Origin of the sequence: Caulobacter sp. NIBR1757, assembly GCF_027912495.1 — a bacterium.
In the GTDB taxonomy this organism is placed as follows: Bacteria; Pseudomonadota; Alphaproteobacteria; order Caulobacterales; family Caulobacteraceae; genus Caulobacter.
In genome coordinates this window covers 3,344,674-3,368,393 of sequence record NZ_CP115463.1, presented here as the reverse complement: position 1 = coordinate 3,368,393, position 23,720 = coordinate 3,344,674, and the positions used below count along the sequence as shown (strand labels likewise).

Sequence of the window (23,720 nt, the reverse complement as noted above, 5' to 3'; positions counted from 1 at the left end):
CAGGCTTCGCTCTTGAGGAGCCGCCGAAATGCCGTATTGCGCCCTGTCCAATGCGACACAGGGTTGAGTCTTCGGGGGGAGTGATGTCGGCGGCAGTGGCGTTGGTGATGGCTGCGGCCATGGTGGCGGGTGTGGTGGGCGAGCCTGAGCCACCGCCGGCCGACAAACAGGAGGTTCCGGCCTCATCTTCCGACACGGCCGCCGACGACAAGACCGTCGCCGACGTCGAGGTGGTCGGCGAGCGTCCGGCCGTGGTCAAGGAGATCGACCGCCAGATCTACGATGTCCGCAAGGATCCAGAGGCCCAGAGCGCCTCGGTCAGTGACATCCTCGGCAAGATCCCCTCGGTCACCGTCACCCCGAACGGCGGGGTGCTGCTGCTGGGCCAGTCGGGGGTCACCATCCTGGTCGATGGCAAGCCGGGCAGCACCCGCGCCCTGCGCGGGGCTGACATCGAGCGAGTCGAGGTGATGACCAACCCCTCCGCCCAGTACGGCCCCAAGGGGACCGCCGGGATCATCAACATCGTCACCCGCAAGGACCGCCGCCAGGGCCAGACCGGCAACATGACCGGCGTGATCGACAGCACCGGCGGCGGCCGGGTCAGCCTGGCGCCCAACTGGGTGATGGGCCGCTGGGTGATTGGGGCCAATATCGGGGTCGGCCGCCAGCCCTACGAAAGCGGGTCACGGGCGCTGCGCCGGCAGGACGACGGCGCCGGCGGCGTCGTCACGATCCGCGAGGCCGGCCGCTACGACTATGGCAACGACGACCTGCAGGGCGGCTTCAAGCTGACCTTCCGGCGCAACGACCAGCAGAGCTTCTATCTCAGCGCCCAGGGCTACAGGGCCGAGGGCGACACCGAATCGCGGGAGCGGGCCAGCGGCGACAGCGCCGCCTTCGACGACTATGTCCAGCGCAGCCGGGGGCCCAGCCGGTACAGCGCCCTGAACTTGGGCGCCGGCTACGACTGGACCGGCAAGATCGAGGGGGAGACCTTCGGCCTGGCCCTTTCGGCCAGCCCTTCGGGCAACCTCTACGGCGAGACGGTCGATCGGGATTTCGACAATCCGGCCCTGCCCGATGGCCGCTACCGCCAGCTCACCGACAACGACCGCAACGAACTGGAGCTGAAGGCCGACTACAAGCGCCCGCTCAGCGGCGATCGTATTCTGAGCCTCGGCGCCGCCTGGAACCGCGAGGACGAGACCCAGCGCCAGCTGTACGAGACCCTTACCGCCCCCGATCCGCTCCGCGACCTGGACCGGTCGATCCACGGGGTGCGCGATGTCCAGGCGGCCTATGTCACCTACCAGTTCCCGCTGTGGACCTGGACCTTCATGCCCGGCCTGCGGGTCGAGGCCGAACAGTTCGAGGTCGAGTCCGGCGGGGCGTTCGGCGGCGCCGACGATGTCTTCTGGTACCCCAGCCTGCACATCAGCCGCGACTTCGGCGAGGCCTTCAAGCTGGGCCTCAGCTACAGCCGGCGCATCGACCGTCCGGGTCTCAGCGAGCTGGACCCGGTCATCCGCTACTACAGCACGGACTCGGCCAGCCGCGGCAATCCCGATCTCGATCCGGTGACCACCGACGCCTGGGAGGCCCGGCTCGACTACAGCAAGGGCAGTTTCAACGTTGGCGTGACCCTCTATGCCCGCGAAGCCTCGGGAACCCTGACCAGCCGCTCAGTCCTCACCGCCGACGGCGTACGGCTGTCGACCCTCGTCAATGCCGGCGAGAGCGCCAACCGCGGGGCCGAGCTGTCCGTCCGCGGCAACCTGGCGGCGCAGTGGTCCTATGTGGTGACCACCAACCTGTTCTGGCGCGAGCAACAGGTGCTGGAAGGCGGCGCCCCGCGCACCGACAGTCAGTTCACCTACAGCGGCAACGCCCAGCTCAGCTGGAAGGCGACGCCCGCCAAGCCGGACAGCGGCGACCAGGTCCAGCTTGGCCTGCGCTATCTCGGGCCCAGCCGCTCCTTCCAGGGCGAGTCGGACGGCTTCCTGCGCGCCGACCTGACCTGGAAGCGGCCGTTCACCAAAAAGCTGACCGGCACGCTGACCTTCTCCGACATCCTCGACAGCAGCGAACAGACCAGCCTTGTGCGGGCCGATGGCTACGAGCAGGAATCGACCTACTGGGGCATGGGGCCGACGGTGCGGTTTTCGCTCAGCTACCGGTTCGGCGCGCCGTAGTCACCGTGACGATGGATTACCTGTTGCCTTAAAATATACCAATCCGTATGTAGCCGCCATGACTGACGCCGCCAGGGATTCCGCCGCCTCCCGCCCCAAGGGCGACAAGCGGGCCCGCACCCGCCAGGCCCTGGCCGCCGCCGCCGCCGAGCTGATCGCCGAAAAGGGCTGGGACCGCACCTCGCTCGACGAGATCTGCGCCCGGGCCGGCATGACGCGGGGCGCCTTCCACGGCAACTTCGAGAGCCGCGACGCCCTGTTCCTGGCCGTCATGGAGCAGGAGACGACGCCGGTGTCGGTGCAGTTCCAGCCCGGCGCGCCCCTTAAAGTGCAGATGCGGCTGCTCGGCCAGGCGGTCTATGCCCATGCCCGCAAGCGGCTGGAGCGGCGGGTGCTGACCTCGGCCATCCAGCTGCATCTGATGACCCGGCCGGACCTGCTCGCCCGCCAGGCCGAGGCGACGGCCGGCGGCTGGCGCGGCATGGCGGTCGGCTTCGGTCGCCTGCTGCCGGCCGGCTCCCTGCCGATGCCGGCCGAGCGCTTCGTCAAGGTCATCGACGCCCTGACGGCCGGCCTGACCATCAGCTACTTCCAGGCCCCCGACCTGATCGAGGAAGCCGATTTCGTCGCCGCCTTCGAGGCCCTGGCCGGAGCGCCAACGCCGAGCGCCAGCTGGGGCGGCGGCCGGCCGGTCACCTCGGGCCCGGTCCGGCGCTGGTGATCCCAGGCCCGCTGATAGCGAGCATGTGATTGTCACGCCTTATGGTTGTTGAGTTTCTATGGCCGTAGTTCTCTTTCCTCAGAGGAGTCGATCATGCCCAGGATCAGCAGCTACGCCCTGCAGTACGCCAATGTCGACTTCAACCAGGTCAGCGCCTCCGGCCTCGACCTGTTCATCACTGAGCGGACCCTGCTGACTCCAGCCCAGGTCGCGGCCCTGACCGGCCAGGGTCGGCTGGTGGCCGCCTATGTGAACGTGGCGGTGACGGATTCGGCGCGGCCCTATTGGAACGCCGCCTGGACGACCAACGGTCAGGACTGGGGCGCGACGACGGGGTCGGCGCCCGCCTGGCTGCAGGGGCAGCCCGTCATCGATTTCAATCCTGGCGGCGAGGATCAGGCCAACCCGGGCGCGGACGACGCCCGCATCGTGAAGTTCTGGATGGCCGAGTGGCGCACCATTGTCGTCGCCCAGGCCCAGGCCGCCGTCGCCGCCGGCTACAACGCGATTTTCCTGGATGATGTCGGGGCGTATTTCCCGCTCTCGACCTATGCCGGCCAGCCCAGCAACCAGACCCTGGCCCGCTACATGGTCGAGCTGGTGGAGGCGGTCGCGGCCGCCGTTCCAGGGGCCTACATCATCGTCAATGGCGACCCCTTCCTGGGCGGCAACACCATGGACGCCGGGTACGCCGCGCGCTGGCTGGCGGCGATCGACGCCATGCTGCTGGAGAACCCCAGCCAAGTGGACTTCAACGGCGCCCTGCAGGCGGTCCAGCCGGCGGGAGTCGAGCTGCTCGGCCTGATCAGCAATCCCTCGCCGACGATTTCGGCCCAAACCTTCTACGCCAACGGGGCTTCGCCCTATTCCGTGCCGACGTTCAACTACAACGTCTTCGCCTCGCCCTATGCGCCGCAGACGGCCGGCGCCGATGTGATCAACGGCGGTCAGGGCCCGAACCAGCTGTCAGGCGCGGACGGCCATGACCGGCTGAATGGCCTCGACGGAAACGACACCCTCAACGGGGGAGCAGGCGACGACGTGCTGACGGGCGGGGCGGGGAACGACCGGCTGATCGGCGGGGACGGAGCGGACATCTTCGTCGTCACCGTCGGCGGCGGGGCCGACACGGTCGACACCTTCCAGGTCGGGGTGGACAGGATTGATGTTTCCGCCTTCGGGGCCGTGCAGAGCATCGTCCAGAGCGGCGCCAATACCCTGGTCACCGTGGCCGCCGGCGTCACCATCCGCCTGGACGGCATCCAGTCCTCGACGGTGACCAGCGCCAGCTTCATCGGCCTGTCGCCGCCCTCCGGACCGTACGAGCGGACCCTGGTCGGCACGGTCGGAGCCAACACCCTGACGGGCGATGGCCGGCGTGAGTTGATCCAGGGCCTCGATGGCAACGACACGCTCGATGGGGCTGGCGGCCATGACCGGCTGGAAGGCGGAAACGGCAACGACAAGCTGTTCGGTGGAGACGGCGACGACGTTCTGGTCGGAGGGGCGGGGCAGGACACCTTGACCGGCGGCGCGGGCGCCGACCTGTTCGTCATGGCGCCCGGCGACGGCGCCAATACCATCGCCGACTTCGTGCACGGAACAGACCGCATCGATGTCTCGGCCTACGGCGGCTATAGCTCCATCGCCCAACTGGCGTCTGGAGCCAAGGTGATCTTCTCGGACGGCGGCTACGCCATCCTGACCGGCGTTCAGGCCTCGACCCTGACGACTACTGACTTCGTGACCAGCGCCTCGCCGCCACCACCACCTCCTCCTCCTCCTCCTCCTCCACCGCCACCGCCACCGCCACCGCCAACCGCTTTTGAGCGGACGCTGGTCGGCACGGTCGGGGCCAACACCCTGACTGGCGATGGCCGGCGTGAACTGGTCCAGGGACTGGACGGCAACGATACGCTGAACGGAATGGGCGGGGCCGACCGGCTGGAGGGCGGCGCCGGCAACGACAAACTGCTCGGCGGCGACGGCGACGATGTGCTGGTCGGGGGGGCGGGTCAGGACACCCTGACCGGCGGCGCTGGCGCTGACCTTTTCGTGTTGGCGCCCGGCGACGGCGCCAACACCATCGCCGACTTCCAGGATGGCGTCGATCACATCGATGTCACGGGCTACGGCGGCTACAGCTCAATCGTGCAGCTGACGGCCGGGGCCAAAGTGGTGTTCGCCGACGGCGGCTATGTGATCCTGAACGGCGTTTCGGTCGGCAGCCTCAGCGCCGCCGACTTCATTGGCCTGGCCTCGCCGACGCTGGCCGAGGCGCCCAAGGGTGACGGCGACTGGTTGATGGGCTAAGCGGCGTCGTCCAGTAGCGCAGCGGTGTTCGCCGTCGCGCGTTAGGGTGAAGCCATGAAGCACGTCCCCAATATCATCACCCTGGCCCGTCTGGTCCTGACCCTGCTGGTCTTCCTGGCCCTGCTGGCCGGGGTGACGATGCCCACATCCGGGCCGCCGCTGCTGTGGTTCGCCTTCTGGGGCTTTGTCATCGCCGGGGTCACCGATTTCCTCGACGGCTGGCTGGCCCGCAGGTTCAAGGTCGAGAGCCTGACGGGGGCCATCCTCGATCCGATCGCCGACAAGGTGCTGGTGGCCGGGGCCATCGTCGGCCTGGCCATCAACGGGGACCATGTGGCGGCCCTGACCGGCGGCCTGATCCTGTTCCGCGAATTCTCGATCAGCGCCTTGCGCGAAGTTCTGGCCCCGCGCGGCCTGCGCCTGCCGGTGACGATGTTGGCCAAATGGAAGACCACCTTGCAACTGGTCGCCCTGGCCGCCGCCCTGCTGCGCCTGACCCAGCCGGGCTGGATGACGGGTCCGGTCAGCCTCGGCATCGACCTGTCGCTGTGGCTGGCCGCCGCCGTCACGATCTGGACCGGGATCGAATACGGCCTGGCCGCCCGCAAGGCCCTGAAGAGCTGACTACTCCGCCGCCAGCAGGAACGGCGGCGCCTCGTCAGCGTTCTCGACGACCTCGCTGTCGGTGGGACCAAACAGCAGCCAGTCGGATTCGACCTCCCGCCGGTCCGCCCGCATCAGCCGCATCAGGGCGCACGCGCCGATTGCCTGGAACACCATGGCCTGTCTCCAATTGCTGTAATTGAGAATTACTCGCAACTAAGACCTTGGCAAGGCAGAATCCGATCACGACATCGGGTTGGCCGGCGGGCTGGGCTCGGGCAGGGGGATGAACTCGTCGTGGTCGAGGTCGGGCAGCTTCATGCGGCCGGCCCGCCAGTCGGCCTTGGCCTGGTCGATGCGCTCCTTGCTGGAGGAGACGAAGTTCCAGTCGATGAAACGTGGACCCACCGGCTCGCCGCCGAGCAGCATGACGGTGCTGGGTTCCAGGGCGGTGAAGGTGATGGTCTCGCCGGGCTGGAAGACGGCCATCTGGCCGGTCCGGATGGTCCGGCCGTCGATCTCGACGCTGCCCTTGGCGACGTAGGCGGCGCGCTCGGGGTATTCGGCGGGCAGGGCGGCCTTGGCGCCGGTGGCCAGCTCCCAGTGGACGTAGAACAGGGGGGAGAAGACCGGCACCTTGGCTTCGGCGCCGAACGCCTTACCGGCCACCAGCCGGGCGCTCAGGCCGCCGGCTTCGTAGAAAGGCAGTTCGTCATTGCCCTCGTGGTGGCTGAAGGCCGGGGCGACTTCCTCGGACTCGGTGGGCAGGGCCAGCCAGGTCTGGATGCCGTCCATCCGGCCGCCGTCGGCGCGCAGGTCCTCGAAGCGTTCGGAATGGGTGATGCCGCTGCCGGCGGTCATCCAGTTCACTTCGCCGGGGCGGATGACGATCTCGCTGCCGACGCTGTCCCGGTGGGTCATGGCCCCCTCGAACAGGTAGCTGAGGGTCGAAAGCCCAATGTGGGGGTGGGGCCGCACATCGACGGTGCGCGGAAAGCCGGGCTGAAACTGCGCCGGCCCCATGTGGTCGAAGAAGATGAAGGGGCCGACCATGCGGTGCGGCGCATAGGGCAGGACGCGTCCCACCTCGAAGCCGCCGAGATCCTTGCGCCGCTGGTCGATGACGAGTTCGATCATGATGTCCTCCGTGGCGAACACCTCGCCCAGCCGGCGGTCCAGCGCAACCCGAACCTTCGGGTTAGTGGCGCACGTAGGTGGCGCAGATCATTCCCCGGGCGATGGCGTGCTTGTGGAGCAGCTCGCGCACTTGCGGCCGCCCGGGCGCGCCCTTGAAGCTGCTCAGCGCATTGAGGGCGTAGATCTGGGCCACGTAGCGGTGCGGCCCGTGCCCGGGCGGCGGGTCCGGCGGCAGGTAGCTGCTGCCCAGGAAGCTGTTGAGGCCGGTGTGCGCCGGGTTGGCCTTGTCGAGGTGGCCGATGGCGCCTTCCTTGAGGAGATCATCGCTCGGCGGCAGGTCGTAGACGATGGCGTGGACCAGGGGGTTGGGCGTCGGGCTGTCGGCGTCCTCGATGACCAGCAGGAGCGATATCGCCCCGGCCGGAACGCCCTTCCACGCAAACGGCGGCGACAGGCCCTTGCCGTCGGCGGTGAACCGCTGGGGCAGGGTGGGGGCGTCGAAGGCGGCGCTCTCCAGGGTCAGGGTCTCGGGGACAGCCTCAAGGGCCGGGTCGTGATAGAGCACCTTCTCCATGCCCGGCCGCAGCCCCTGCAGGGCGTGTCCGAGGATGGGCGGCAGGTTCTTGAGCATCGAGTGTCTCCTGCAGTCGAAACCCCTAGCAGCCTTCCCGGTTCAATCGTCGGGGTAGGGGAAGGTGAGGATCTGCCCGGTCTCGGGCCTGGCGTCGGCCAGCGCCTTGCCGTCGCCGCCATAGCCCGCCCAGCCGCCACGGCCGATGACCGCCACCCCGGCCGGCATGGCGGCGCCGAGCGTCAGGTCGTCGAGGGCCGGGTGGTTGGCGGCGACCACCGCCATGCTCTCGATCTGGCGGCAATCGGCGCTGATCCGCAACCTAATCACCCGGGCCGGCGAGACGCCGTTCTGGGTGGCGACCACGGCCATCGGATGCGGCCTGGCGCCGCGCATGGCGTAGCGATGGCCGGCGAAGAACAGGCCGTCGGTCCCGGCCATGGCCACCCGCATGCCGCCGACCGGCTCCAGCCGGCCGGTCTTGAGGTCCAGCCGATGCAGGCCCGTGGAATAGTCGGCGATCAGCAGGGCGTCGCCGGGACAGACGACCATGCCCTGCGGCGAGCCCATCTCGTTGCTGGCCAGGGCTACCTCCAGCGCCTGGGCGCCGGGCTTGAGCCGGTAGATGGCCGCCCCGACCGAGGCGCTGGCGTAGACCGTGCCGTCCGGCGCCACGACGACGTCGCCCAGCTGCACCGGACCGGGCGCACCCTCGACCGGATAGCGGGCCAGGAGGGCGCCGGTGGCGGCGTCGATCCTGAGCAGGGCGGTGCGGGCCGCGCCTCCGGAGCCGGGGATGTCCGGACCCGCCGCCTCGGCCGCCCACAGCACTTTGCCGTCCAGGGCCATGCCGAAGACGCCGCCCGTCTCGGCGTCGCCCTTCAGGAACACCGTCGCGGCGCCGTTTCGGTCGATCCGGTAGATGGTCTTCTCGCTGACGCTGCTGACCAGCCAGTGATCGTCCCGCCAGACCAGCCCCTCGAAGATAGGTCCGGTGCGCGGCATGTCGGCGGCGACGGTCAGGGTTCCGACCGAGGCGGCGTTGGCGGCCAGCCGGGCGGCGACCGGGGTGAAGTCCGGGCGGGCGGCCAGGGTGGACAGCGCCTTGTCGCCGGCGATGTCCCAGGTCAGGCCGAGCCGGGCGTAGGCGTCCAGATGGGCCACGGCCTCGGCCGGCTTGTCGGCGGCGATCTCGACCCGGGCCAGGCGGATCAGAGCGCCCGGGCTGGTCGGGTACAGGGCCAGGGCCTGTTCCAGCAGGGTCTCGGCCCTGGCGATGTCATTGGCCTGGGCCGCGGCCCCGGCTTCCTTGCGCAGGCGGAAGAACTGCTCAAGCCGACTTTCCGGCGCGCTGGCGGCGAGGCAAAGGACGGCGGCCAGGGTCAGACTGACGGCGCGGATCATGACGAGCTCCCCTTGTTTGGGCGGAGCCTGCGTCAGGGATCGGCGTTCGGCAAACTAACGATCGGTAATGTCAGCCGTGCGGGCTCACATACGGGCTGACAAGGCCCAGCGGCACGGCGGTGCTGTTCTTGACGCCGCGGATGACGATGCGGCTCTCGATGTTGGAAACGAGGCCCAGCGACAGGATCTTGTCGCGCAGGAAGTCGTCGAAGGCGTGCATGTCGCGGGTGACAATCCGCATCTCGTAGTCCGCCGCGCCGGTCACCGTGGCGCACTGCACCACTTCTGGCCACTTCAGGACGGAGCTTTCGAAGCGTTCAAGGTTTTCCTTAGTCGGAAGGGAGAGCTTGACGGTGCAGTACACCTCGAAGGCCAGGCCGAGCAGTTCACGGTCGAGGATGGTGACCCGGCGCTGGATGACGCCGGCGTCCTCCAGGCGCTTGATGCGGCGCCAGCAGGGGCTCGACGACAGGCCGACGCGCTCGGCGATCTCGGCCACCGACAGCCCGGCGTCGTGCTGGATGAGATCGAGAATCTTTGCGTCAACTGCGTCGAGAGGCTCAGACAAACTATTGTTCCCCCTGGAAGGCCAAAACGGCCCCGTTCTTGCCGACTCACGCCCCTGTACGGGCATGGCTTTGGCAAACATTTTCTCCGGACTTACATGATCTTGCAAGCGAACTAGCCCTCCCCGCAGGAAAGATTTTTCAATGCGCCACTCAGAAGTGACGTTGGACGACAAATATCTCCTCGAAGACGGTCGTGCCTTCATCACCGGCGTGCAGGCGCTGATCCGGGTCATGCTCGACCGCCGGCGCCTCGATGTGCGCGATGGATTGAACACGGCGGGCTATGTTTCCGGCTATCGCGGCAGCCCGCTCGGCGGGCTCGACCAGCAGGCGGCCCGGTCGCGCAAGCTGCTCACGGCGCACGAAGTCGTCTTCCAGGAAGGCCTCAACGAGGACCTCGCGGCGACCGCCGTCTGGGGCAGTCAACAAGCGAATCTGTTCCCCGGCGCCAGGTTCGATGGCGTCTACGGCCTGTGGTACGGCAAGGCGCCGGGCGTCGACCGGACGGGCGATGTCTTCAAGCACGCCAACTTCGCCGGCGTCATGCCCAAGGGCGGCGTCCTGGCCATCGCCGGCGACGACCACAATTGCAAATCCTCGACCCTGCCCAGCCAGTCGGAGTTCGCCTTCCAGGACTTCGAGATGCCGGTGCTGTCGCCGGCCGATGTGCAGGAGGTGCTGGACTACGGCCTGCTCGGCATCTCGATGTCGCGCTTCAGCGGCCTGTGGGTCGGCATGATCGCCCTGGCCGACACCATGGACAGCGGCGTCACCATCGACGTGTCGCTGGACCGCCACCACCACGTCATCCCCGAATTCCCCATGCCTCCCGGCGGCCTGCACATCCGCACCAAGGACCAGCCGCTGGAGAAGGAGACCCGTCTCCGCAATCACAAGATTCCGGCGGCCCTGGCCTTCGCCCGGGCCAACAACATCGACAAGGTCGTGCTGGCCGCTCGCCAGCCGCGCCTCGGCATCGTCTGCCAGGGCCAGGCCTACAAGGATGTGCTGGAAGCCTTCCAGGCGATGAACATCACCCTCGATGAAGCCGCCGCCATGGGTATCTCCATCTACAAGGTCGGTATGCCCTGGCCGCTGGAGCCGCAGGGCCTGCGCGCCTTCGCGGCTGGCCTCGAGACCCTGATGGTCATCGAGCACAAGCGCGCCCTGATCGAGCCCCAGGCCCGCGCCGCTCTCTACGACCTGCCCGCCCACGCCCGCCCGACCATCGTCGGCAAGTTCAACGAACAGGGCGACCGGCTGATGGAGGACACCGGCAGCCTGACCGTGGCCGCCATCGCGCTCGACCTCTACAGCCGCCTGCCGGCCGGGCCGGCCCGTGAGCGCGCGTCCGCCTACCTCGACCGCGTGTCCGCCGCTGGCGTCGCCGCCATCAGCCTGGCGTCCGACCAACAGCGCAAGCCCTTCTTCTGCTCGGGCTGTCCGCACAACACCTCGACCCGGGTGCCGGACGGCAGCCGGGCGCTGGCCGGCATCGGCTGTCACTACATGGCCGGCTTCAACGACCCGATGACCGACCTCAACACCCACATGGGCGGCGAGGGGCTGACCTGGGTGGGGGCTTCACCCTTCACCACCGAAAAGCACGTCTTCCAGAACCTCGGCGACGGCACCTACAACCACAGCGGTTCGCTGGCGATCCGGGGGGCGATCGCGGCCAAGGCCAACATCACCTACAAGCTGCTGTTCAATGACGCCGTGGCCATGACCGGCGGCCAGACCGCCGAAAGCGGCTTCACCCCGGCCCAGATCACCCGCCAGCTGGCGGCCGAGGGGGTGACCAGGACCGTCATCGTCGTCGATGAGATGGAACGCTACGAGGGCGTCACCGACCTCGCTCCCAATGTCCAGATCTTCCCGCGCAAGGAGCTGAACAAGGTCCAGGAAGAGTTGCGGGAGACGCCCGGCGTCACCGTCCTGCTCTACGATCAGACCTGCGCCACCGAAAAGCGCCGCCGCCGCAAGCGCGGCCTGATGCCCAAGGCCACGACCCGGGTGTTCATCAATCCGCTGGTCTGCGAGGGCTGCGGCGACTGCTCCAAGAAGTCCAACTGCGTCTCGGTCGAGCCCAAGAACACCGAGTTCGGCCGCAAGCGGGCGATCAACCAGTCGACCTGCAACCAGGACTACAGCTGCGTCGACGGCTTCTGCCCGAGCTTCATCACCCTCGAGGGGGCCGAGAACCCGCAGGGCAAGAAAATGCCCGCCCTCACCGCCGACTCCACGCCCTTGCCGGAGTTCGAGCCCGTCGACGGCGTGCGCCGCATCCTGTTCACCGGCATCGGCGGCACCGGGGTGACCACGGTCGCCTCGATCCTGGCCATGGCCGCCCACGTCGACGGCCGCAGCGCCAGCGTCGTGGACATGACCGGTCTCGCTCAGAAGGGCGGCTCGGTGTTCAGCCATGTGAAGATCGGCGAGACCGAGACCACCATCGTCGGCGGCCGCGTGCCGGCCGCCAGCGCCGATGTGCTGATCGCCTGCGACCTGCTGGTCGCCGCTTCCCCTGAAGCCCTGGCCCTGTTCTCGAAGCAGAAGACCGTCGCCTTCGGCAACGCCGACTTCTCGCCGACCGCCGACTTCGTGACCAACCGCGACGTCCGCTACGACACCGCCGGCATGGCCCGCCGCATCAAGGGCGCGACGAAGGACTACCAGGCCTGTCCGTCGCAGGCCCTGTCGCTGCACAAGCTGGGCGACGAGATCTACGCCAACATGATCATGCTGGGCTTTGCGTGGCAGAAGGGCGTGATCCCGGTCTCAAGCCGCGCCATGTACCGCGCCATCAAGCTGAACGGCGTCGACGCCGAGGCCAACATGCAGGCCTTCGAGGTCGGCCGCAAAGCCGCCGTGGACGAGGCCTTCAAGGGCCTGCCGGAAGACGTCACCCCGACGCCCGAGACCATGCCGCTGGACGAGCTGATCGCCCACCGCACGGCCGAGCTGGTCGGCTACCAGAACCAGGCCTACGCCGACCGCTATGCCAAGCGCGTGGCGCAGGTGAAGGCGGCCGAGACCGCACTGAACGGCGGCGAGGCCCTGACCCGGGCCGTGGCGGTCAACCTCTACAAGCTGATGGCCTACAAGGACGAGTACGAGGTCGCCCGCCTCTACACCGACGGCCGCTTCGCCAAGGAGCTGGCCGGCGTGTTCAAGGGCGGCAAGGCCAAGGTCTGGATGTCGCCGCCGCTGATCGCGCCGAAGGGCCCGGACGGCAAGCCGCAGAAGATCGCGCTGGGCGGCTGGGTGCTGACGGTGCTGTTCCCGATCCTGACGAAGATGAAGGGCCTGCGCGGCGGCGCCCTGGACATCTTCGGCAAGACCGAGGAGCGGCGAATGGAGCGTGGCCTGATTGCCTCCTATGAAGCGGGCCTCGACCGCCTGCTGGCCGGCCTCGACGCCGACCACCTGTCGCTCGCCGCCCGCATCGCCTCGATCCCGGACAAGATCCGCGGCTTCGGCCATGTGAAGGACGCCAGCGTCAAGGTCGCCCAGCGCGAGGAAGCGGCGCTGTGGGCGCAGTGGGAGAAGCGGGCGGCGGCGTAGGGTCTCGCCGACTTTCAATCGCGGTGTTAGGCTCGGTCTATGAACAAGCCAGTGAAGCCTGAGGCGCTGCGGGTTCTGCCGCCGGGACTGACCGGCCGGCTGCAGGCGCACGTCGAGAGCGGCAAGTTCGAGTCTGTCTCGGAAGCCGTGTTCGTCGCGGCCAGCGCCTTTGCCGATCAGCTCGAATTCAACACTCGCGACGACGTTGAGGCGATCCGGCGATCAATCGAGGCTTCGATCACCTCCGATGACTACGTCGATGCGGAGACGGTCTTCGCTGATCTTCGAAGCCGCTACGGCGTGGCCGAAGATTGAAGCTGCGGTTTGCCCGTCGCGCCTGGGATGACCTGCGGGATATCGCCGACTGGATTGCGCAGGATTCACCTCGAACAGCGGCCAGGATCGTCGATAGGCTGGTCGCGCGGACGAACCTGCTGATAGCGCACCCGGAGGCCGGGACCTTAAGGCCCGAGTTCGGCCAAAGGATTCGTTGCCTCTCCGAGCGGCCGTATCTCATCCTGTACAGGGTCGATGGGTCGAGCGTGATCATCGAGCGGATCGTGCATGGCGCTCGCGCGCCCGACGGATTGGTCTGAACATCCAACTCAAGCCTCCACCTTCGCCACCTTCACCCGCGTGAACCCATAGAGCACCAGCGCCAGCAGGATCATGCCGCCGGCGATGGCGGGGGCCTGCCAGTTCCCGGTGCTCACCCGGACGACCAGCAGGGCGCCGCAGCTGAGCATGCCCAGCAGCGGCACGATGAGCGGCGGCTCGAAGGCGCCGCGCGGTTCGCCCTTGCGGTGCTTGAGGATCAGGTAGGCGGTGTTGACGACCACGAAGACGGTCAAGAGCAGCAGCACCGTCGCCTCGGCCAGCTGGGTGACGCCGCCGGACAGCACCAGGACGATCAGGATGGCCAGCAGCAGGCCGATGGCCACGTGGGGCGTACGCCGGGCCCTGTGAACCCTGGCCAGGGCCGAGGGCAGGCGGCCATCCCTGGCCATGCCGAACAGCAGGCGCGAGGCGGTGACGTAGTTGACCAGCGCGCTGTTGGCGACGGCGGCGATGGTGATGACGATGAAGGCCGAGGCCGGGAACCAGGGCGCGGCCTTGGCCATGACGTCGGCCAGCGGCGCCTTGGCCGCCCCCAGCGCCTGCCAGGGGATGACCGAGACGGCGGTGATGGCCACGCCGATGTAGAGGACGGCGGTGACGCCCATGGCCAGGATGATGCCCAGCGGCAGGGTGACGCGCGGGTTCTTCACCTCCTCGGCGACATTCAGGCTGTCCTCGAAGCCGACGAAGGCGAAGAAGGTCAGGGCGGCGCCCTGCAGCACCAGCAGCGGCGCGAACACCGACGCGTTGCCGGAGGTCGGGGGCGCGAACTCCAGCAGGTTCGCCTGGCCCCAGAAGCGGGCGCCGACGACGATGACGAGGATCAGGCCGCTAGCCTCGATCAGGGTGCAGACCATGTTGACCCAGATCGACTCCTTGATGCCGCGAAAGACGATGCCGGCCATCAGCAGGATGTAGCCAAGGCCAAGGACGACCGTCGGCGCCGCGCTGAGGATCGGGGCCCGCTGCAGGTTCTCGGCGATGACCAGCGCTCCGGTGGCGATGGAGGTGAGGCCGGAGAAGGCCGTGGCCATGCCGACGACATGGGTCAGCAGCGGCCGCCCGAAGGCGTGCTGGGTCATGTAGGCGGCCCCGCCGGCCCGGGGATAGCGCGAACCCAGGGCGGCGTAGGAGAGGCCGGTGAACAGGGCGGCGACCAGAGCCGCCAGGAAGGACAGCCAGACCGCCGGCCCGATCTGGCCCGCCGCCTTGCCGACCAGGCCGTAGATGCCCGCGCCCATCATGCTGCCGGCCCCGTAAAGCATCATCTGCACCGGCCCGATGGCGCGCAGGAGCTGGGGTTCGGCCGGTCGGGCGGGGGGCGCGGTTTCAACGGTCATGAGGGATCAACGCGCCAATGGGTGTTCGGGGTCAAGCGTATGGGAATGGCGAGATTATAGCGGATTCCGTGGCGCGAGGCGATAGAATTATTGTTAAAAAACAACACACTAATAACCGTCCGGAACGCGCTCCGACACCCGCCTTCAGACCGCTTTTGCCTACCGTTGGGGTGGCCGAAACCCACCCGAAAGCCACCCGAAAGCCACCTCGCAGAGGGCGGCGTGGCCGTGGTCCGCTTGAGGGGAGCTGATGGCGTCCTGGAATATGTCTAGACATATTCATCGCGACGATCTTCGTTGCGATCACGGCGGCGCGCGCTAGGCTGTCGCCATGGCGAAGGGACCGGCGGTGAGCACCGATCTGAAGAACTCGATCTTCCTGTGGGTCGGCGCGATTGTCGCTGCGGGGCTGTTCTGGGCCGCGCTTCAGGTCGATGTGTCGCGGTTCATTCCGCCCAAACTTCTCTTTCCGTTGGTCTGCGGCGTGGCCGTCCTGAACATCCTCAACGGCGTCTGGCGCTTCTGGCGCCATCGCAACGCCAGGAAGTCCTAGCGCGCGGGCGCGTTGGCCGTCGCCCACTGGACAATCGCTTCGGCCGGCATGGCGCCGCTGGTGCGGGCGATCTCGCGGCCCTTGTGGAAGAGGATCATCGTCGGGATGGAGCGGATGTTGTAGCGGGCGGCGATGGCCTGATGGGCCTCGGTGTCGAGCTTGCCGAGGCGGATCGTGGGTTCGAGCTGGGCGGCGGCCCTGGCGAAGGCCGGGGCCATGGCCTGGCAGGGGCCGCACCAGGCGGCCCAGAAATCGACCAGCAGGGGCAGATCCGAGGACCTGGCGTGGCGGTCGAAGCTGACGGCGGTGAGCTCGACGGGCTTGCCGGCGAACAGGGGGGATTTGCAGACGCCGCATTTGGGGGCGGCGGAGAGCCTGGCCCCGGGGACGCGGTTGAGCGCGCCGTCGGTCGGGCAGGCGATGACCAGGGTGTCGGTGGCGGCTGTGGTGTCGGTCATGAAAAGCTCCACCGGGCTGAACCCGGTGGAGCAGAGATGGTTTCGAGGAGGGGGAGGCTCAAGGGGTGCGAGGTTGAGAGCAGACGGTGACAGTCACGCTGCGCGAGACAGTCACCAGAGCTAGTACTTCAACGTCAGCGACAGCCCCCAGGTGCGGGGCGAGCCCGGGAAGCGGACCACCGTGTTGGCGTTGCTGCTGACGGCCGGGTAGAAATACTCGTCGGTCAGGTTGCGGCCATAGAGCTGGACGGCCCAGCGGTCGTTGGTCGCGTGGATGCCAAGGCTGGCGTTGAGCAGGCCGTATTCGGGGATCTCGAACAGCGGGTTGCCCTCGAGGTCGGCGTGGCTCTCCGACTGCCAGCGGCCGTTGACGGCGGCCTGGAAGCCGAGGTTCTCGTTGATCTCGCCGTCGTAGATGAGGGTGAAGCTGCCGCTGTACTCGGGGCTGTAGAGGAACTGGGCCCCGTCGAAGTCCTGGACCAGGCCGGCCGAATTGATGCCGGTGTAGCCGATGACCTCGGTCTCCAGCCAGGTGGCGCTGACCATGGCGGTCAGGTTGGAGGTGACCTTCCAGGTGACATCGCCATCGATGCCGTAGGCGCGGGATTCCGGCACGTTGTTGAGGCGGGCCAGGGCCGTGTAGATCGGGTCGGCGAAGTAGACGCTGAGCTGCTTGTCCTCATAGTCGTAATAGAAGGCCGAGACGTTGGCCTGCACCCGGCGCTCGAACAGGCCGGCCTTGATGCCCACCTCGTAGGCCTGCAGGATTTCCTGCCGGGCCGGAGCGTTCTGGGTCGCGATGTTGGCGGCGTTGATCGGGGTGGCGCCGGCCTTGGCGCCGCGGCTGGCCGAGGCGAAGACCAGGATGTCGTCGGTCGGAGTCCAGTTCAGCGCCAGACGCCAGGCGACGTTGTGTTCGTCGAGCGAGGAGGTCACCAGGCCGAAGCTGGCGGTGTCCGGGTTGAAAGTGTTGCACTGGCCTTCGGAGATCGGCGCGACCAGGCCGTAGACGCCGAAGAACAGCGCCCGGTTGGTGACGTTGACGTTGGGCAGCATGTTGCCGTTGAAGTCGTGGCTGCATCCCGCGTAGTCTTGAGTGTCACGGGTCCAGCGCAGGCCGGTGGTCAGCTTGAACTGCTCCGACAGCCGCCAGTCGGCATTGGCGAAGATCGAGGCCGTGGTGGTGTCGATCTCGCCTTCATCGACGAAGGTGCGGAAGGCCTGGCTGGCTTCCAGCGCCGTGTAGCCGGCGCTGTTGAAGGGGCTGGCCAGCAGGGTCGAGGTGTAGAACCGGATCGTGCCGACGTTGGCGTTGTCCTGCAGGATGGTGCGGTTGCTATCGAGGATGTCGTCGCTGGCCCAGTAGCCGCCGACCATCCAGTCGACGAAGCTGGCGTTGCCCTCGACGCGCAGTTCCTGGGCGAAGGAGCTGATGGTCCCGTAGGCGTCCTGGATCAGCACCTCGTAGGGGGCGCCGGACCAGTCGTTGACCGCCTGGCGCTTCAGGTCGTTGTAGCTGGTCAGGGAGACGACGCGCAGGCTGTCGTTGATCTCCCAGGCGGCGCGCAGCTTGACGCCGGCGAAGGTGGAATCCTCCTGCAGCGGCTTGTGAATGCCCAGGCCCGTGCCGACGTCGGTCATCCGGCGGGCGTCAGGGGCCCAGTCGGCGTCGCGGCCGTCGTTGAAGGGCTTGGAGCCGACGAAGGCGACGATGCCGGCGGCGTTGAAGGGGCTGGCGGCGGTGGCCGGGGTGAAGCCGACGGCCTGGGCGGCCAGGGTGTCGGACTTGTTCCACCAGCCGTTGTAGCTGAGATCGATGTCCCAGCTCTCATTCGGCTGGAAGGCGATGGCGGCGCGCAGGCCGTAGCGGTGCTGTTCGCCGAGGGTGTCGTTGCGGCTGACCGACTCCTGCCAGCCCTCGTCGCTGTCCTCGCTGCGGAAGGCGATGCGGGCCTGCATCCTGTCGCCCCAGGGGCCGCTGATCATGCCTTCGAAGTTGTGGGTGGCGTAGCTGCCGACCTCGGCGGTGATCCTGGCCTCGAACTCGTTGCTCGGCTTGGCGGTGACGAAGTTGATCAGGCCGGCGGTGGTGTTGCGGCCGAACAGGGTGCCTTGCGGGCCCTTGAGGACCTCGACGCGCTCCAGGTCGAAGACCGGGCCGCTGTTCATGATCGGATAGGGGTAGGCGACCTCGTCGACATAGGTGCCAACGGTCGAGGTGGCCGACATGTTGATGGTGTTGAAGCCGATGCCGCGCAGCGTGTAGGTCGGCACCCCCTGGTAGGAGCGCGAGACGGTGAAGCTGGGGACGAGGGTCGAGAGATCCTTGACGTCGGTGACGCGCAGCTGCTCGAGCTGCTCGCCGCCGAAGGCCTGGATGGCCATGGGGACGTCGTTGATCGCCTCCTCGCGGCGGTTGGCGGTGACGACGATGGTGTCGACGGTGTTGTTGTCGGTGGCCGCCTCCTCTTGCGCGAGGGCGGGCGCGGCGGCCCACAAAGCTGACAACGACACGCCAAGCGCCAACGCGGCGCGCAATCCTTGCGTCCGGACCATTTCGACCTCCCTGCGGGCGTTAGCGCCCTTGTTTGATGCGGCAAGCCATAGGGTTCGGGTGGGCCGGGACAAGCTGTCGAAAGTGATAGGTCGGGTGCGACGTTTCCCCAGCGGCGCTTGGGATTTTGGGGTATGGTGACTGTCTCGCGCAGCGTGACTGTCACCGTCGGCGCTGAACGGTGACAGTCATCCGGCTGCGCCGGAGGACAGTCACCGGGCTGGCATTCAACCGATCCGCTCGAAGTCCATGTCCCAGTTGACCTCCCAGGTCTGGCCGCCGTCGGGCGAGAAGGCCTGGGACCATTGGGCGGTGGTGGCGGTGATGTTGGACCAGGTGAAGCGGACGAGGATGGGTCTGCCGTCCAGGCGGTCCTCGCCGATGAAGGTTCCGACGCCATCCTCGAAAGACCCATGCACCGGCGCGTCGATGGTGGGGTAGCGGGCGTCGAGCCACCAGATCGACCAGCGGTTCAGCGCCGCGTCGAAGCGGCGCACGGCGCTGGCCCCGTAGGCGCCCCGAGGGCCATTGAGCAGGTTGTCGTCGAAATTGCCGAGGCCCCCCATGGTCTTGCGGCATTGGCACCAGCCCTCGAACGACAGCCATTCGGTCGAGCCGGCCAGGCGGGCCTTCAGGTAGCGGTGGCGGACCCGCCAGGAGCCGATCAGGAAGTCGAAGTCCTTGCGGCCGTCGGCGGGGAGGGGCGGGCCCTGGATCAGCGAGCGGGCGGTGGGCCGCAGGCGCTGGATCTCGAGGGGGCCAGTCAGGTGCTCGGCGAGGCCGCGGTAGAAGGCGGCCCCGGGGCCGTCGGCGTACAGGCGCTGGGCCTCCTCATGCGGGAAGGCCTGGAACCAGACGAAGGCGGTGACGTCCTCGCGGACGGGCAGGCGGGGGTAGCTGTTGGGCCGCGGATCGCTGGCGAAGACGGCGATGGCCGGGGCGCCGGCGGCGGCCAGGAGCGGGGCGATGTCGCGGGCGAAGCGGGCGGCGAAGGCGGCCTGCTGGCCTTTGGCGATGGGGCAGATCGTGGCGGTGATGACGGCGGTGGATTGCGCCAGGGAGCCGACCGGGGCGCGGGTCAGGCCGGTGAGGTCGAAGCCGGGGCCGACGGGGGTGAGCTGCAGCACGTTGTCGGAGTCTGCGATGGTGGCGTTGGCGGCGGTGCGGTTCGCCTGCCAGACGCGGCCGGTGTAGAAGCCGTCGAGGGCGTCGTGGCGGGCCCGCGGGGTCTCGAAGCCCCGCAGCCAGACGAAGCGGTCCGGGTTGTCGAGGTCGCGGAAGGTTGCGAGCACCGTGGAGCCCAGCGCCTCCTGGCTCTCGATGAAGCGGTCTTCGAACAGGGCGATCAGGTCGTCGCGGCGGCCCTTGCGCAGGGCGTACTGGCGCAGTTCGACGATCTGCTGGTGTTGCGCCGTCAGGGCGGGAAGGTCGGCGGCGAGAACGTCTGGGCAGGTCATTGGAGCCTCGTGAAAATGATGCGAGGCGAGACGTAGCCGGGGCTACCTGACAGGACTTGTCAGGATTTATCAGGCAGGATCGAAAAATGCGTTCGAGCCGCCTCCTCTCCATCCTGATGCTGCTGCAGACCCGCGGCCGGATGACCGCCGAGAAACTGGCGGCCGAGTTCGAGGTCTCGGTCCGCACCCTCTATCGCGACATCGATGCGCTGAGCGCCGCCGGCGTGCCGGTCTATGCCGATCGGGGACCGGGCGGAGGGTTCGCCCTGATGGACGGTTACCGCACCCGGCTGACCGGCCTGACCGACCAGGAAGCCCATACCCTGGTCCTCGCCGGCCTGCCGGGGCCGGCGGCGCAGCTGGGGCTGGGCCAGGCGATGGCTGACGCCCAGCTGAAGGTGCTTGCGGCCCTCCCCGAGGGCCCGGGGGCGGCGGCGATGCGGGCCCAGGCGCGCATCCACCTCGACCCGGTCGGCTGGTTCCGCCAGGCCGACGGCGGCGACTGGCTGACGGTGCTGGCCGACGGGCTGTGGCGCGACCGGCGGCTGGCGGTGCGCTATGGGCCGCGCCGGCCGGTGGACCTGGTGCTGGAGCCGCTCGGGCTCGTGCTGAAGGCCGGCGCCTGGTACCTGATCGCCCGCTGCAAGGGGAGCTGCGGACCTACCGCGCCTCGCAGGTCATTGCGGCCGAGCTGACCGAGGAAGGGTTCGAGCGACCGGCCGGCTTCGACCTGGCCGCCCACTGGACGCGGGCACAGGCCGACTACGCAATGAGCCTCAGGCAGGGCATCGCCCGGCTCAAGGTGACGCCGGACGCCCTCTACGCCCTGCGCCGCGACGGGGTGGAGGTCACCGAGGTCGAGGCCGGCGTGGTCGAGACGCCGATGGAGAGCGCCGACTGGACGGCCCGCGAACTGTTGAAGCTGGGGACCGGCGTTGAGGTGCTCGAACCGCCGGCCTTGCGGGCGCGGATGGGACAGCTGGCGGCGGAGATCGCGGCCCTGTACGCTATCTGACACATCAGGTGTTGCAATTGGAAAATCGCTTCCTATCTAGGCTCTCGATGGCGCAAACAACCCGCCAGATGGGACTATTCAGATGATTGACCGCCGCCCCTTCGACAAACTGGGCCATGCCAATCACGGCTGGCTCAACGCCCGCCACCACTTCAGCTTCGCCAACTGGTACGAGCCGACCCGCATGGGCTGGGGCGACCTGCGCGTCTGGAATGACGACGAGATCGCCCCCAAGTCCGGCTTTCCGCCGCACCCGCACGCCGACATGGAAATCATCACCTATGTCCGCAGTGGGGCCATCACCCACCAGGACAGCCTGGGCAACACCGGCCGCACCGAAGCCGGCGACGTGCAGGTGATGAGCGCCGGATCGGGCATCCGCCACGCCGAGTACAATCTGGAGGACGAGACCACCCGCATCTTCCAGCTGTGGATTCAGCCGCGGACGCGTGGCGGCGAGCCCAGCTGGGGCGCAAAGCCGTTCCCGAAGGGCGATCGCTCCGGAAAGTTCGTCGCCCTGGCCAGCGGCATCAAGGGCGACGAGGACGCCTTGCCGATCCGGGCCACCGCCCGGGTGCTCGGCGCGACCCTGAAGGCCGGCGAGACCGCGACCTATGATCTGGCCGACGGCCGCCACGGCTATCTGGTCGCCGCCGCTGGCGAGGTCGAGGTCAACGGGGTGTCCCTGCACCCCCGCGACGGCGCGGCCATCCGGGACGAGGGCGTCTTGCGCGTCACCGCGCTCAGCGACGCGGAACTTGTTCTGGTTGATTCCAACTAGACAATCGCCAAGCGTGAACTTGCGGGCCGGTCGCGATGCGACCGGCCTTTTCTCGTTGACGGCCAATGGGTTAGCCTCGTATCGCTCTGATTGAACAATGCTGCGGGACTTTCGACTTACGTGCGCTTCGACCTGCTCAAAATCCTGCTGGTGGACGACAATCACCACATGCGTGTGCTGATTGGCGAGATCCTGCGGGCCATCGGCGTCAAGGGCGTGTTCGAGGCGACCGACGGGGCCGAGGCGCTGAACATCATGCGGCGGGAACCGATCGACATCGTCATGTCCGACCTGGCCATGCAGCCGCTGGACGGCATCGACTTCACCCGCCTCCTGCGCAATTCGCCCGACAGCCCCAACCAGATGTGCCCGGTCATCATGATCACCGGCCACTCGACCCAGAAACGGGTCAAGGAGGCGCGCGACGCCGGGGTGACCGAGTTCCTCGCCAAGCCGGTGACGGCGCGCGGCGTCATCGACCGGATTACCCGGGTGGTCGATCATCCGCGTCCGTTCATCCGCACCGAGGACTATTTCGGCCCCGACCGTCGCCGGCGGGCCGACCCGACCTACACCGGCCCCAAACGCCGGGGCACGGACGAGGAAAAGCCGTTCGGCGACCTAGAGTGAGAGCGCGCAGCTCTCGTTGATCGTCGGCCGCGAGATGACCACCCGGCACAGGCCCGGGAAGCGGTCCTTGAGCGCGGTCGCGAAATACAGGCAGAGATGTTCCAGGGATGGGACCTGCAGCCCGGGCTTGTCGTTGAGCAGGCCATGATCGAGCTGGGCGGCGACCGCCTTCAGCTCGGCGTCCAGTTCGCCCAGGTCGGTCACCCAGCCCATCGGGCCGCTGATCTCGCCGCGCACGGTGGCCTCGACCCGGAAGCTGTGGCCGTGCAGGCGCGTGTAGGGGCTGCCTTCCGGGCCATTGGGGAAATGGTGGGCGGCGTCGAAGGTGGCGGCCTTCGTGATCTCGAACTGGGGCGTGGTCATCTGGGGCTGAAAATAGGGGCTCGCGGGCGAAACGCCCTAGGCGATGCCGAGATATTTGTGGGTTTGCGTGCTTAAACGCCACCTGGGGTGCGAAAGGCAATAGGCGATGCAGGCCGCCGTGGCGCCTTCACGGTCCGGACCGTCCATCGGCTGCAGGTAGAAGCGCTCAAAATCGAGGCCGGCGAAGCGCTCGGGTTCGACCCCGACCTGCGGCCAGACCAGCTTCAGCTCCTGGCCCCGGGTCTGGACGACGGGCGCGTCGGCCTTGGGGCTGACGCAGACCCAGTCGATGCCGACGGGGGCGGGGAGGGTGCCGTTGGTCTCGACGGCGATGGCAAAGCCTCGCCCGTGCAGGGCCTCGATGGCGGCCGGATCCAGCTGCAGCAGGGGCTCGCCGCCGGTGCAGACCACCAGCCGCTCGTCCGGCCCGCCGGTCCAGGCGGCCTCGACCGCCTCGGCCAGTTTCTCCGCCGTTTTGAAGCGGCCGCCGCCCGGACCATTGGTCCCGACGAAATCGGTGTCGCAGAAGGTGCAGACGGCGGAGGCCCGGTCCTTCTCCCGGCCGGACCACAGATTGCAGCCGGCGAAGCGGCAGAACACCGCCGCCTTGCCCGCCTGGCCGCCCTCGCCCTGCAGGGTGAGGAAGATCTCCTTGACCGCATAACTCATGCGCCGGGGTCTACAGGAAGGCGGCCACGGCTGGAACTCCCGCAGCGGAAAGCCAGCGACTCAAGTTGTCGCGCGGGTTTTGACTGTCGTCGGGTCAGCTTCCGCCACGTCAATTCTCCTGAGGATGGAGGAAGTCGCCCAAGGGCAGGAAAACGGCGCGTTTATTGGGCCACAGTCAGGTGAAAAGCCGTAACCTATCGGT

At 68.0% G+C, this 23,720-nt stretch carries 23 protein-coding genes; 12 read left to right on the top strand and 11 right to left on the bottom strand.

The window, feature by feature from the left end; translation table 11 throughout:
- The first annotated feature begins 107 nt into the window (after positions 1 to 107).
- The 4 genes from O5I81_RS16350 to pgsA all read left to right on the top strand — a co-directional run bounded on the left by O5I81_RS16350 (position 108) and on the right by pgsA (position 5,853).
- Complete coding sequence (locus O5I81_RS16350; RefSeq protein ID WP_271065924.1) at positions 108 to 2,195, top strand: TonB-dependent receptor; 2,088 nt, start codon at positions 108 to 110, stop codon at positions 2,193 to 2,195.
- Between the two features lie 58 nt (positions 2,196 to 2,253).
- Positions 2,254 to 2,916 (top strand): TetR/AcrR family transcriptional regulator, encoded by a 663-nt coding sequence (locus O5I81_RS16345; RefSeq protein ID WP_271065923.1) that lies wholly within the window; start codon positions 2,254 to 2,256, stop codon positions 2,914 to 2,916.
- Positions 2,917 to 3,009: 93 nt separating this feature from the next.
- Positions 3,010 to 5,229, top strand: coding sequence for an endo alpha-1,4 polygalactosaminidase (locus O5I81_RS16340; protein WP_271065922.1), 2,220 nt, complete (start codon positions 3,010 to 3,012; stop codon positions 5,227 to 5,229).
- 54 nt (positions 5,230 to 5,283) lie between these two features.
- A complete protein-coding gene (gene pgsA / locus O5I81_RS16335) occupies positions 5,284 to 5,853 on the top strand; it encodes a CDP-diacylglycerol--glycerol-3-phosphate 3-phosphatidyltransferase (protein ID WP_271065921.1) in 570 nt (189 codons plus the stop codon).
- On the opposite strand, the gene O5I81_RS16330 is transcribed toward pgsA, so the two are convergent.
- From O5I81_RS16330 to O5I81_RS16310, 5 genes are all read right to left on the bottom strand, one after another.
- Positions 5,854 to 6,009 carry a hypothetical protein gene (locus O5I81_RS16330; RefSeq protein WP_271065920.1) on the bottom strand — a complete coding sequence of 52 codons (156 nt, stop codon included), beginning with the start codon at positions 6,007 to 6,009 and terminating at the stop codon, positions 5,854 to 5,856.
- 66 nt (positions 6,010 to 6,075) lie between these two features.
- Complete coding sequence (locus O5I81_RS16325; RefSeq protein WP_271065919.1) at positions 6,076 to 6,969, bottom strand: pirin family protein; 894 nt, start codon at positions 6,967 to 6,969, stop codon at positions 6,076 to 6,078.
- A 61-nt stretch (positions 6,970 to 7,030) separates the two neighbouring features.
- A complete protein-coding gene (locus tag O5I81_RS16320; RefSeq protein WP_271065918.1) occupies positions 7,031 to 7,600 on the bottom strand; it encodes a YbhB/YbcL family Raf kinase inhibitor-like protein in 570 nt (189 codons plus the stop codon).
- Positions 7,601 to 7,642: 42 nt separating this feature from the next.
- Complete coding sequence (locus O5I81_RS16315) at positions 7,643 to 8,944, bottom strand: tetratricopeptide repeat protein (RefSeq protein WP_271065917.1); 1,302 nt, start codon at positions 8,942 to 8,944, stop codon at positions 7,643 to 7,645.
- 70 nt (positions 8,945 to 9,014) lie between these two features.
- On the bottom strand, positions 9,015 to 9,512 hold the full coding sequence (locus O5I81_RS16310) for an Lrp/AsnC family transcriptional regulator (protein WP_271065916.1): 498 nt from the start codon (positions 9,510 to 9,512) through the stop codon (positions 9,015 to 9,017).
- A gap of 142 nt (positions 9,513 to 9,654) precedes the next feature.
- Here O5I81_RS16310 and O5I81_RS16305 point away from each other — a divergent pair, with 142 nt between their 5' ends.
- From O5I81_RS16305 to O5I81_RS16295, 3 genes are read left to right on the top strand one after another with little or no spacing between them, the layout of a single operon-like run.
- Positions 9,655 to 13,080 (top strand): indolepyruvate ferredoxin oxidoreductase family protein, encoded by a 3,426-nt coding sequence (locus O5I81_RS16305; RefSeq protein WP_271065915.1) that lies wholly within the window; start codon positions 9,655 to 9,657, stop codon positions 13,078 to 13,080.
- A gap of 51 nt (positions 13,081 to 13,131) precedes the next feature.
- The gene (locus O5I81_RS16300; RefSeq protein ID WP_271065914.1) at positions 13,132 to 13,395 is read left to right on the top strand and encodes a hypothetical protein; all 264 of its coding nucleotides are present in this window, start codon (positions 13,132 to 13,134) and stop codon (positions 13,393 to 13,395) included.
- Positions 13,392 to 13,676 carry a type II toxin-antitoxin system RelE/ParE family toxin gene (locus O5I81_RS16295; protein ID WP_271065913.1) on the top strand — a complete coding sequence of 95 codons (285 nt, stop codon included), beginning with the start codon at positions 13,392 to 13,394 and terminating at the stop codon, positions 13,674 to 13,676. Before O5I81_RS16300 ends, O5I81_RS16295 begins: the two co-directional genes overlap by 4 nt.
- A gap of 9 nt (positions 13,677 to 13,685) precedes the next feature.
- On the opposite strand, the gene O5I81_RS16290 is transcribed toward O5I81_RS16295, so the two are convergent.
- Positions 13,686 to 15,038, bottom strand: a complete 1,353-nt coding sequence (locus O5I81_RS16290; protein WP_271065912.1) for an amino acid permease — start codon at positions 15,036 to 15,038, stop codon at positions 13,686 to 13,688.
- 349 nt (positions 15,039 to 15,387) lie between these two features.
- Here O5I81_RS16290 and O5I81_RS16285 point away from each other — a divergent pair, with 349 nt between their 5' ends.
- Entirely contained in the window at positions 15,388 to 15,591 is a 204-nt protein-coding gene (locus O5I81_RS16285) for a hypothetical protein (protein ID WP_271065911.1), read from the top strand.
- On the opposite strand, the gene trxC is transcribed toward O5I81_RS16285, so the two are convergent.
- The 3 genes from trxC to O5I81_RS16270 form a co-directional block, all read right to left on the bottom strand.
- Entirely contained in the window at positions 15,588 to 16,049 is a 462-nt protein-coding gene (gene trxC / locus O5I81_RS16280; protein ID WP_271065910.1) for a thioredoxin TrxC, read from the bottom strand. The genes O5I81_RS16285 and trxC overlap by 4 nt on opposite strands.
- A gap of 120 nt (positions 16,050 to 16,169) precedes the next feature.
- Positions 16,170 to 18,605: a TonB-dependent receptor gene (locus O5I81_RS16275; RefSeq protein WP_271065909.1), complete on the bottom strand. Its 2,436-nt coding sequence runs from the start codon at positions 18,603 to 18,605 to the stop codon at positions 16,170 to 16,172.
- Positions 18,606 to 18,830: 225 nt separating this feature from the next.
- Positions 18,831 to 20,060 (bottom strand): hypothetical protein, encoded by a 1,230-nt coding sequence (locus O5I81_RS16270; protein ID WP_271065908.1) that lies wholly within the window; start codon positions 20,058 to 20,060, stop codon positions 18,831 to 18,833.
- An 86-nt stretch (positions 20,061 to 20,146) separates the two neighbouring features.
- On the opposite strand from O5I81_RS16270, the gene O5I81_RS16265 reads away from it, so the two are divergent.
- From O5I81_RS16265 to O5I81_RS16255, 4 genes are all read left to right on the top strand, one after another.
- Positions 20,147 to 20,755, top strand: a complete 609-nt coding sequence (locus tag O5I81_RS16265) for an HTH domain-containing protein (protein WP_348637266.1) — start codon at positions 20,147 to 20,149, stop codon at positions 20,753 to 20,755.
- Positions 20,683 to 21,075 carry a WYL domain-containing protein gene (locus O5I81_RS21430; RefSeq protein ID WP_348637294.1) on the top strand — a complete coding sequence of 131 codons (393 nt, stop codon included), beginning with the start codon at positions 20,683 to 20,685 and terminating at the stop codon, positions 21,073 to 21,075. The genes O5I81_RS16265 and O5I81_RS21430 overlap by 73 nt, the downstream gene beginning before the upstream one ends.
- Before the next feature lie 82 nt (positions 21,076 to 21,157).
- Complete coding sequence (locus tag O5I81_RS16260) at positions 21,158 to 21,856, top strand: pirin family protein (protein ID WP_271065907.1); 699 nt, start codon at positions 21,158 to 21,160, stop codon at positions 21,854 to 21,856.
- Positions 21,857 to 21,976: 120 nt separating this feature from the next.
- Positions 21,977 to 22,486 carry a response regulator gene (locus tag O5I81_RS16255; RefSeq protein ID WP_271065906.1) on the top strand — a complete coding sequence of 170 codons (510 nt, stop codon included), beginning with the start codon at positions 21,977 to 21,979 and terminating at the stop codon, positions 22,484 to 22,486.
- On the opposite strand, the gene O5I81_RS16250 is transcribed toward O5I81_RS16255, so the two are convergent.
- Both O5I81_RS16250 and queE read right to left on the bottom strand, forming a co-directional pair.
- The gene (locus O5I81_RS16250; RefSeq protein ID WP_271065905.1) at positions 22,478 to 22,849 is read right to left on the bottom strand and encodes a 6-carboxytetrahydropterin synthase; all 372 of its coding nucleotides are present in this window, start codon (positions 22,847 to 22,849) and stop codon (positions 22,478 to 22,480) included. The two genes, O5I81_RS16255 and O5I81_RS16250, sit on opposite strands and share 9 nt — an antisense overlap.
- A 36-nt stretch (positions 22,850 to 22,885) precedes the next feature.
- Positions 22,886 to 23,518 carry a 7-carboxy-7-deazaguanine synthase gene (queE, locus tag O5I81_RS16245; protein ID WP_271065904.1) on the bottom strand — a complete coding sequence of 211 codons (633 nt, stop codon included), beginning with the start codon at positions 23,516 to 23,518 and terminating at the stop codon, positions 22,886 to 22,888.
- Positions 23,519 to 23,720 lie beyond the last annotated feature (202 nt).

Excerpts from the sequence above, each read along its gene's own strand:
- pgsA (WP_271065921.1), top strand. The coding sequence starts at position 5,284 with ATGAAGCACGTCCCCAATATCATCACCCTGGCCCGTCTGGTCCTGACC.
- O5I81_RS16315 (WP_271065917.1), bottom strand. The coding sequence starts at position 8,944 with ATGATCCGCGCCGTCAGTCTGACCCTGGCCGCCGTCCTTTGCCTCGCC.
- trxC (WP_271065910.1), bottom strand. The coding sequence starts at position 16,049 with ATGACCGACACCACAGCCGCCACCGACACCCTGGTCATCGCCTGCCCG.
- O5I81_RS16340 (WP_271065922.1), top strand. The coding sequence starts at position 3,010 with ATGCCCAGGATCAGCAGCTACGCCCTGCAGTACGCCAATGTCGACTTC.
- O5I81_RS16325 (WP_271065919.1), bottom strand. The coding sequence starts at position 6,969 with ATGATCGAACTCGTCATCGACCAGCGGCGCAAGGATCTCGGCGGCTTC.
- O5I81_RS16250 (WP_271065905.1), bottom strand. The coding sequence starts at position 22,849 with ATGACCACGCCCCAGTTCGAGATCACGAAGGCCGCCACCTTCGACGCC.
- O5I81_RS16345 (WP_271065923.1), top strand. The coding sequence starts at position 2,254 with ATGACTGACGCCGCCAGGGATTCCGCCGCCTCCCGCCCCAAGGGCGAC.
- queE (WP_271065904.1), bottom strand. The coding sequence starts at position 23,518 with ATGAGTTATGCGGTCAAGGAGATCTTCCTCACCCTGCAGGGCGAGGGC.
- O5I81_RS16270 (WP_271065908.1), bottom strand. The coding sequence starts at position 20,060 with ATGACCTGCCCAGACGTTCTCGCCGCCGACCTTCCCGCCCTGACGGCG.
- O5I81_RS16305 (WP_271065915.1), top strand. The coding sequence starts at position 9,655 with ATGCGCCACTCAGAAGTGACGTTGGACGACAAATATCTCCTCGAAGAC.
- O5I81_RS16350 (WP_271065924.1), top strand. The coding sequence starts at position 108 with ATGGCTGCGGCCATGGTGGCGGGTGTGGTGGGCGAGCCTGAGCCACCG.
- O5I81_RS16320 (WP_271065918.1), bottom strand. The coding sequence starts at position 7,600 with ATGCTCAAGAACCTGCCGCCCATCCTCGGACACGCCCTGCAGGGGCTG.
- O5I81_RS16260 (WP_271065907.1), top strand. The coding sequence starts at position 21,158 with ATGATTGACCGCCGCCCCTTCGACAAACTGGGCCATGCCAATCACGGC.
- O5I81_RS16265 (WP_348637266.1), top strand. The coding sequence starts at position 20,147 with ATGCGTTCGAGCCGCCTCCTCTCCATCCTGATGCTGCTGCAGACCCGC.
- O5I81_RS16290 (WP_271065912.1), bottom strand. The coding sequence starts at position 15,038 with ATGACCGTTGAAACCGCGCCCCCCGCCCGACCGGCCGAACCCCAGCTC.
- O5I81_RS16330 (WP_271065920.1), bottom strand. The coding sequence starts at position 6,009 with ATGGTGTTCCAGGCAATCGGCGCGTGCGCCCTGATGCGGCTGATGCGG.
- O5I81_RS16275 (WP_271065909.1), bottom strand. The coding sequence starts at position 18,605 with ATGGTCCGGACGCAAGGATTGCGCGCCGCGTTGGCGCTTGGCGTGTCG.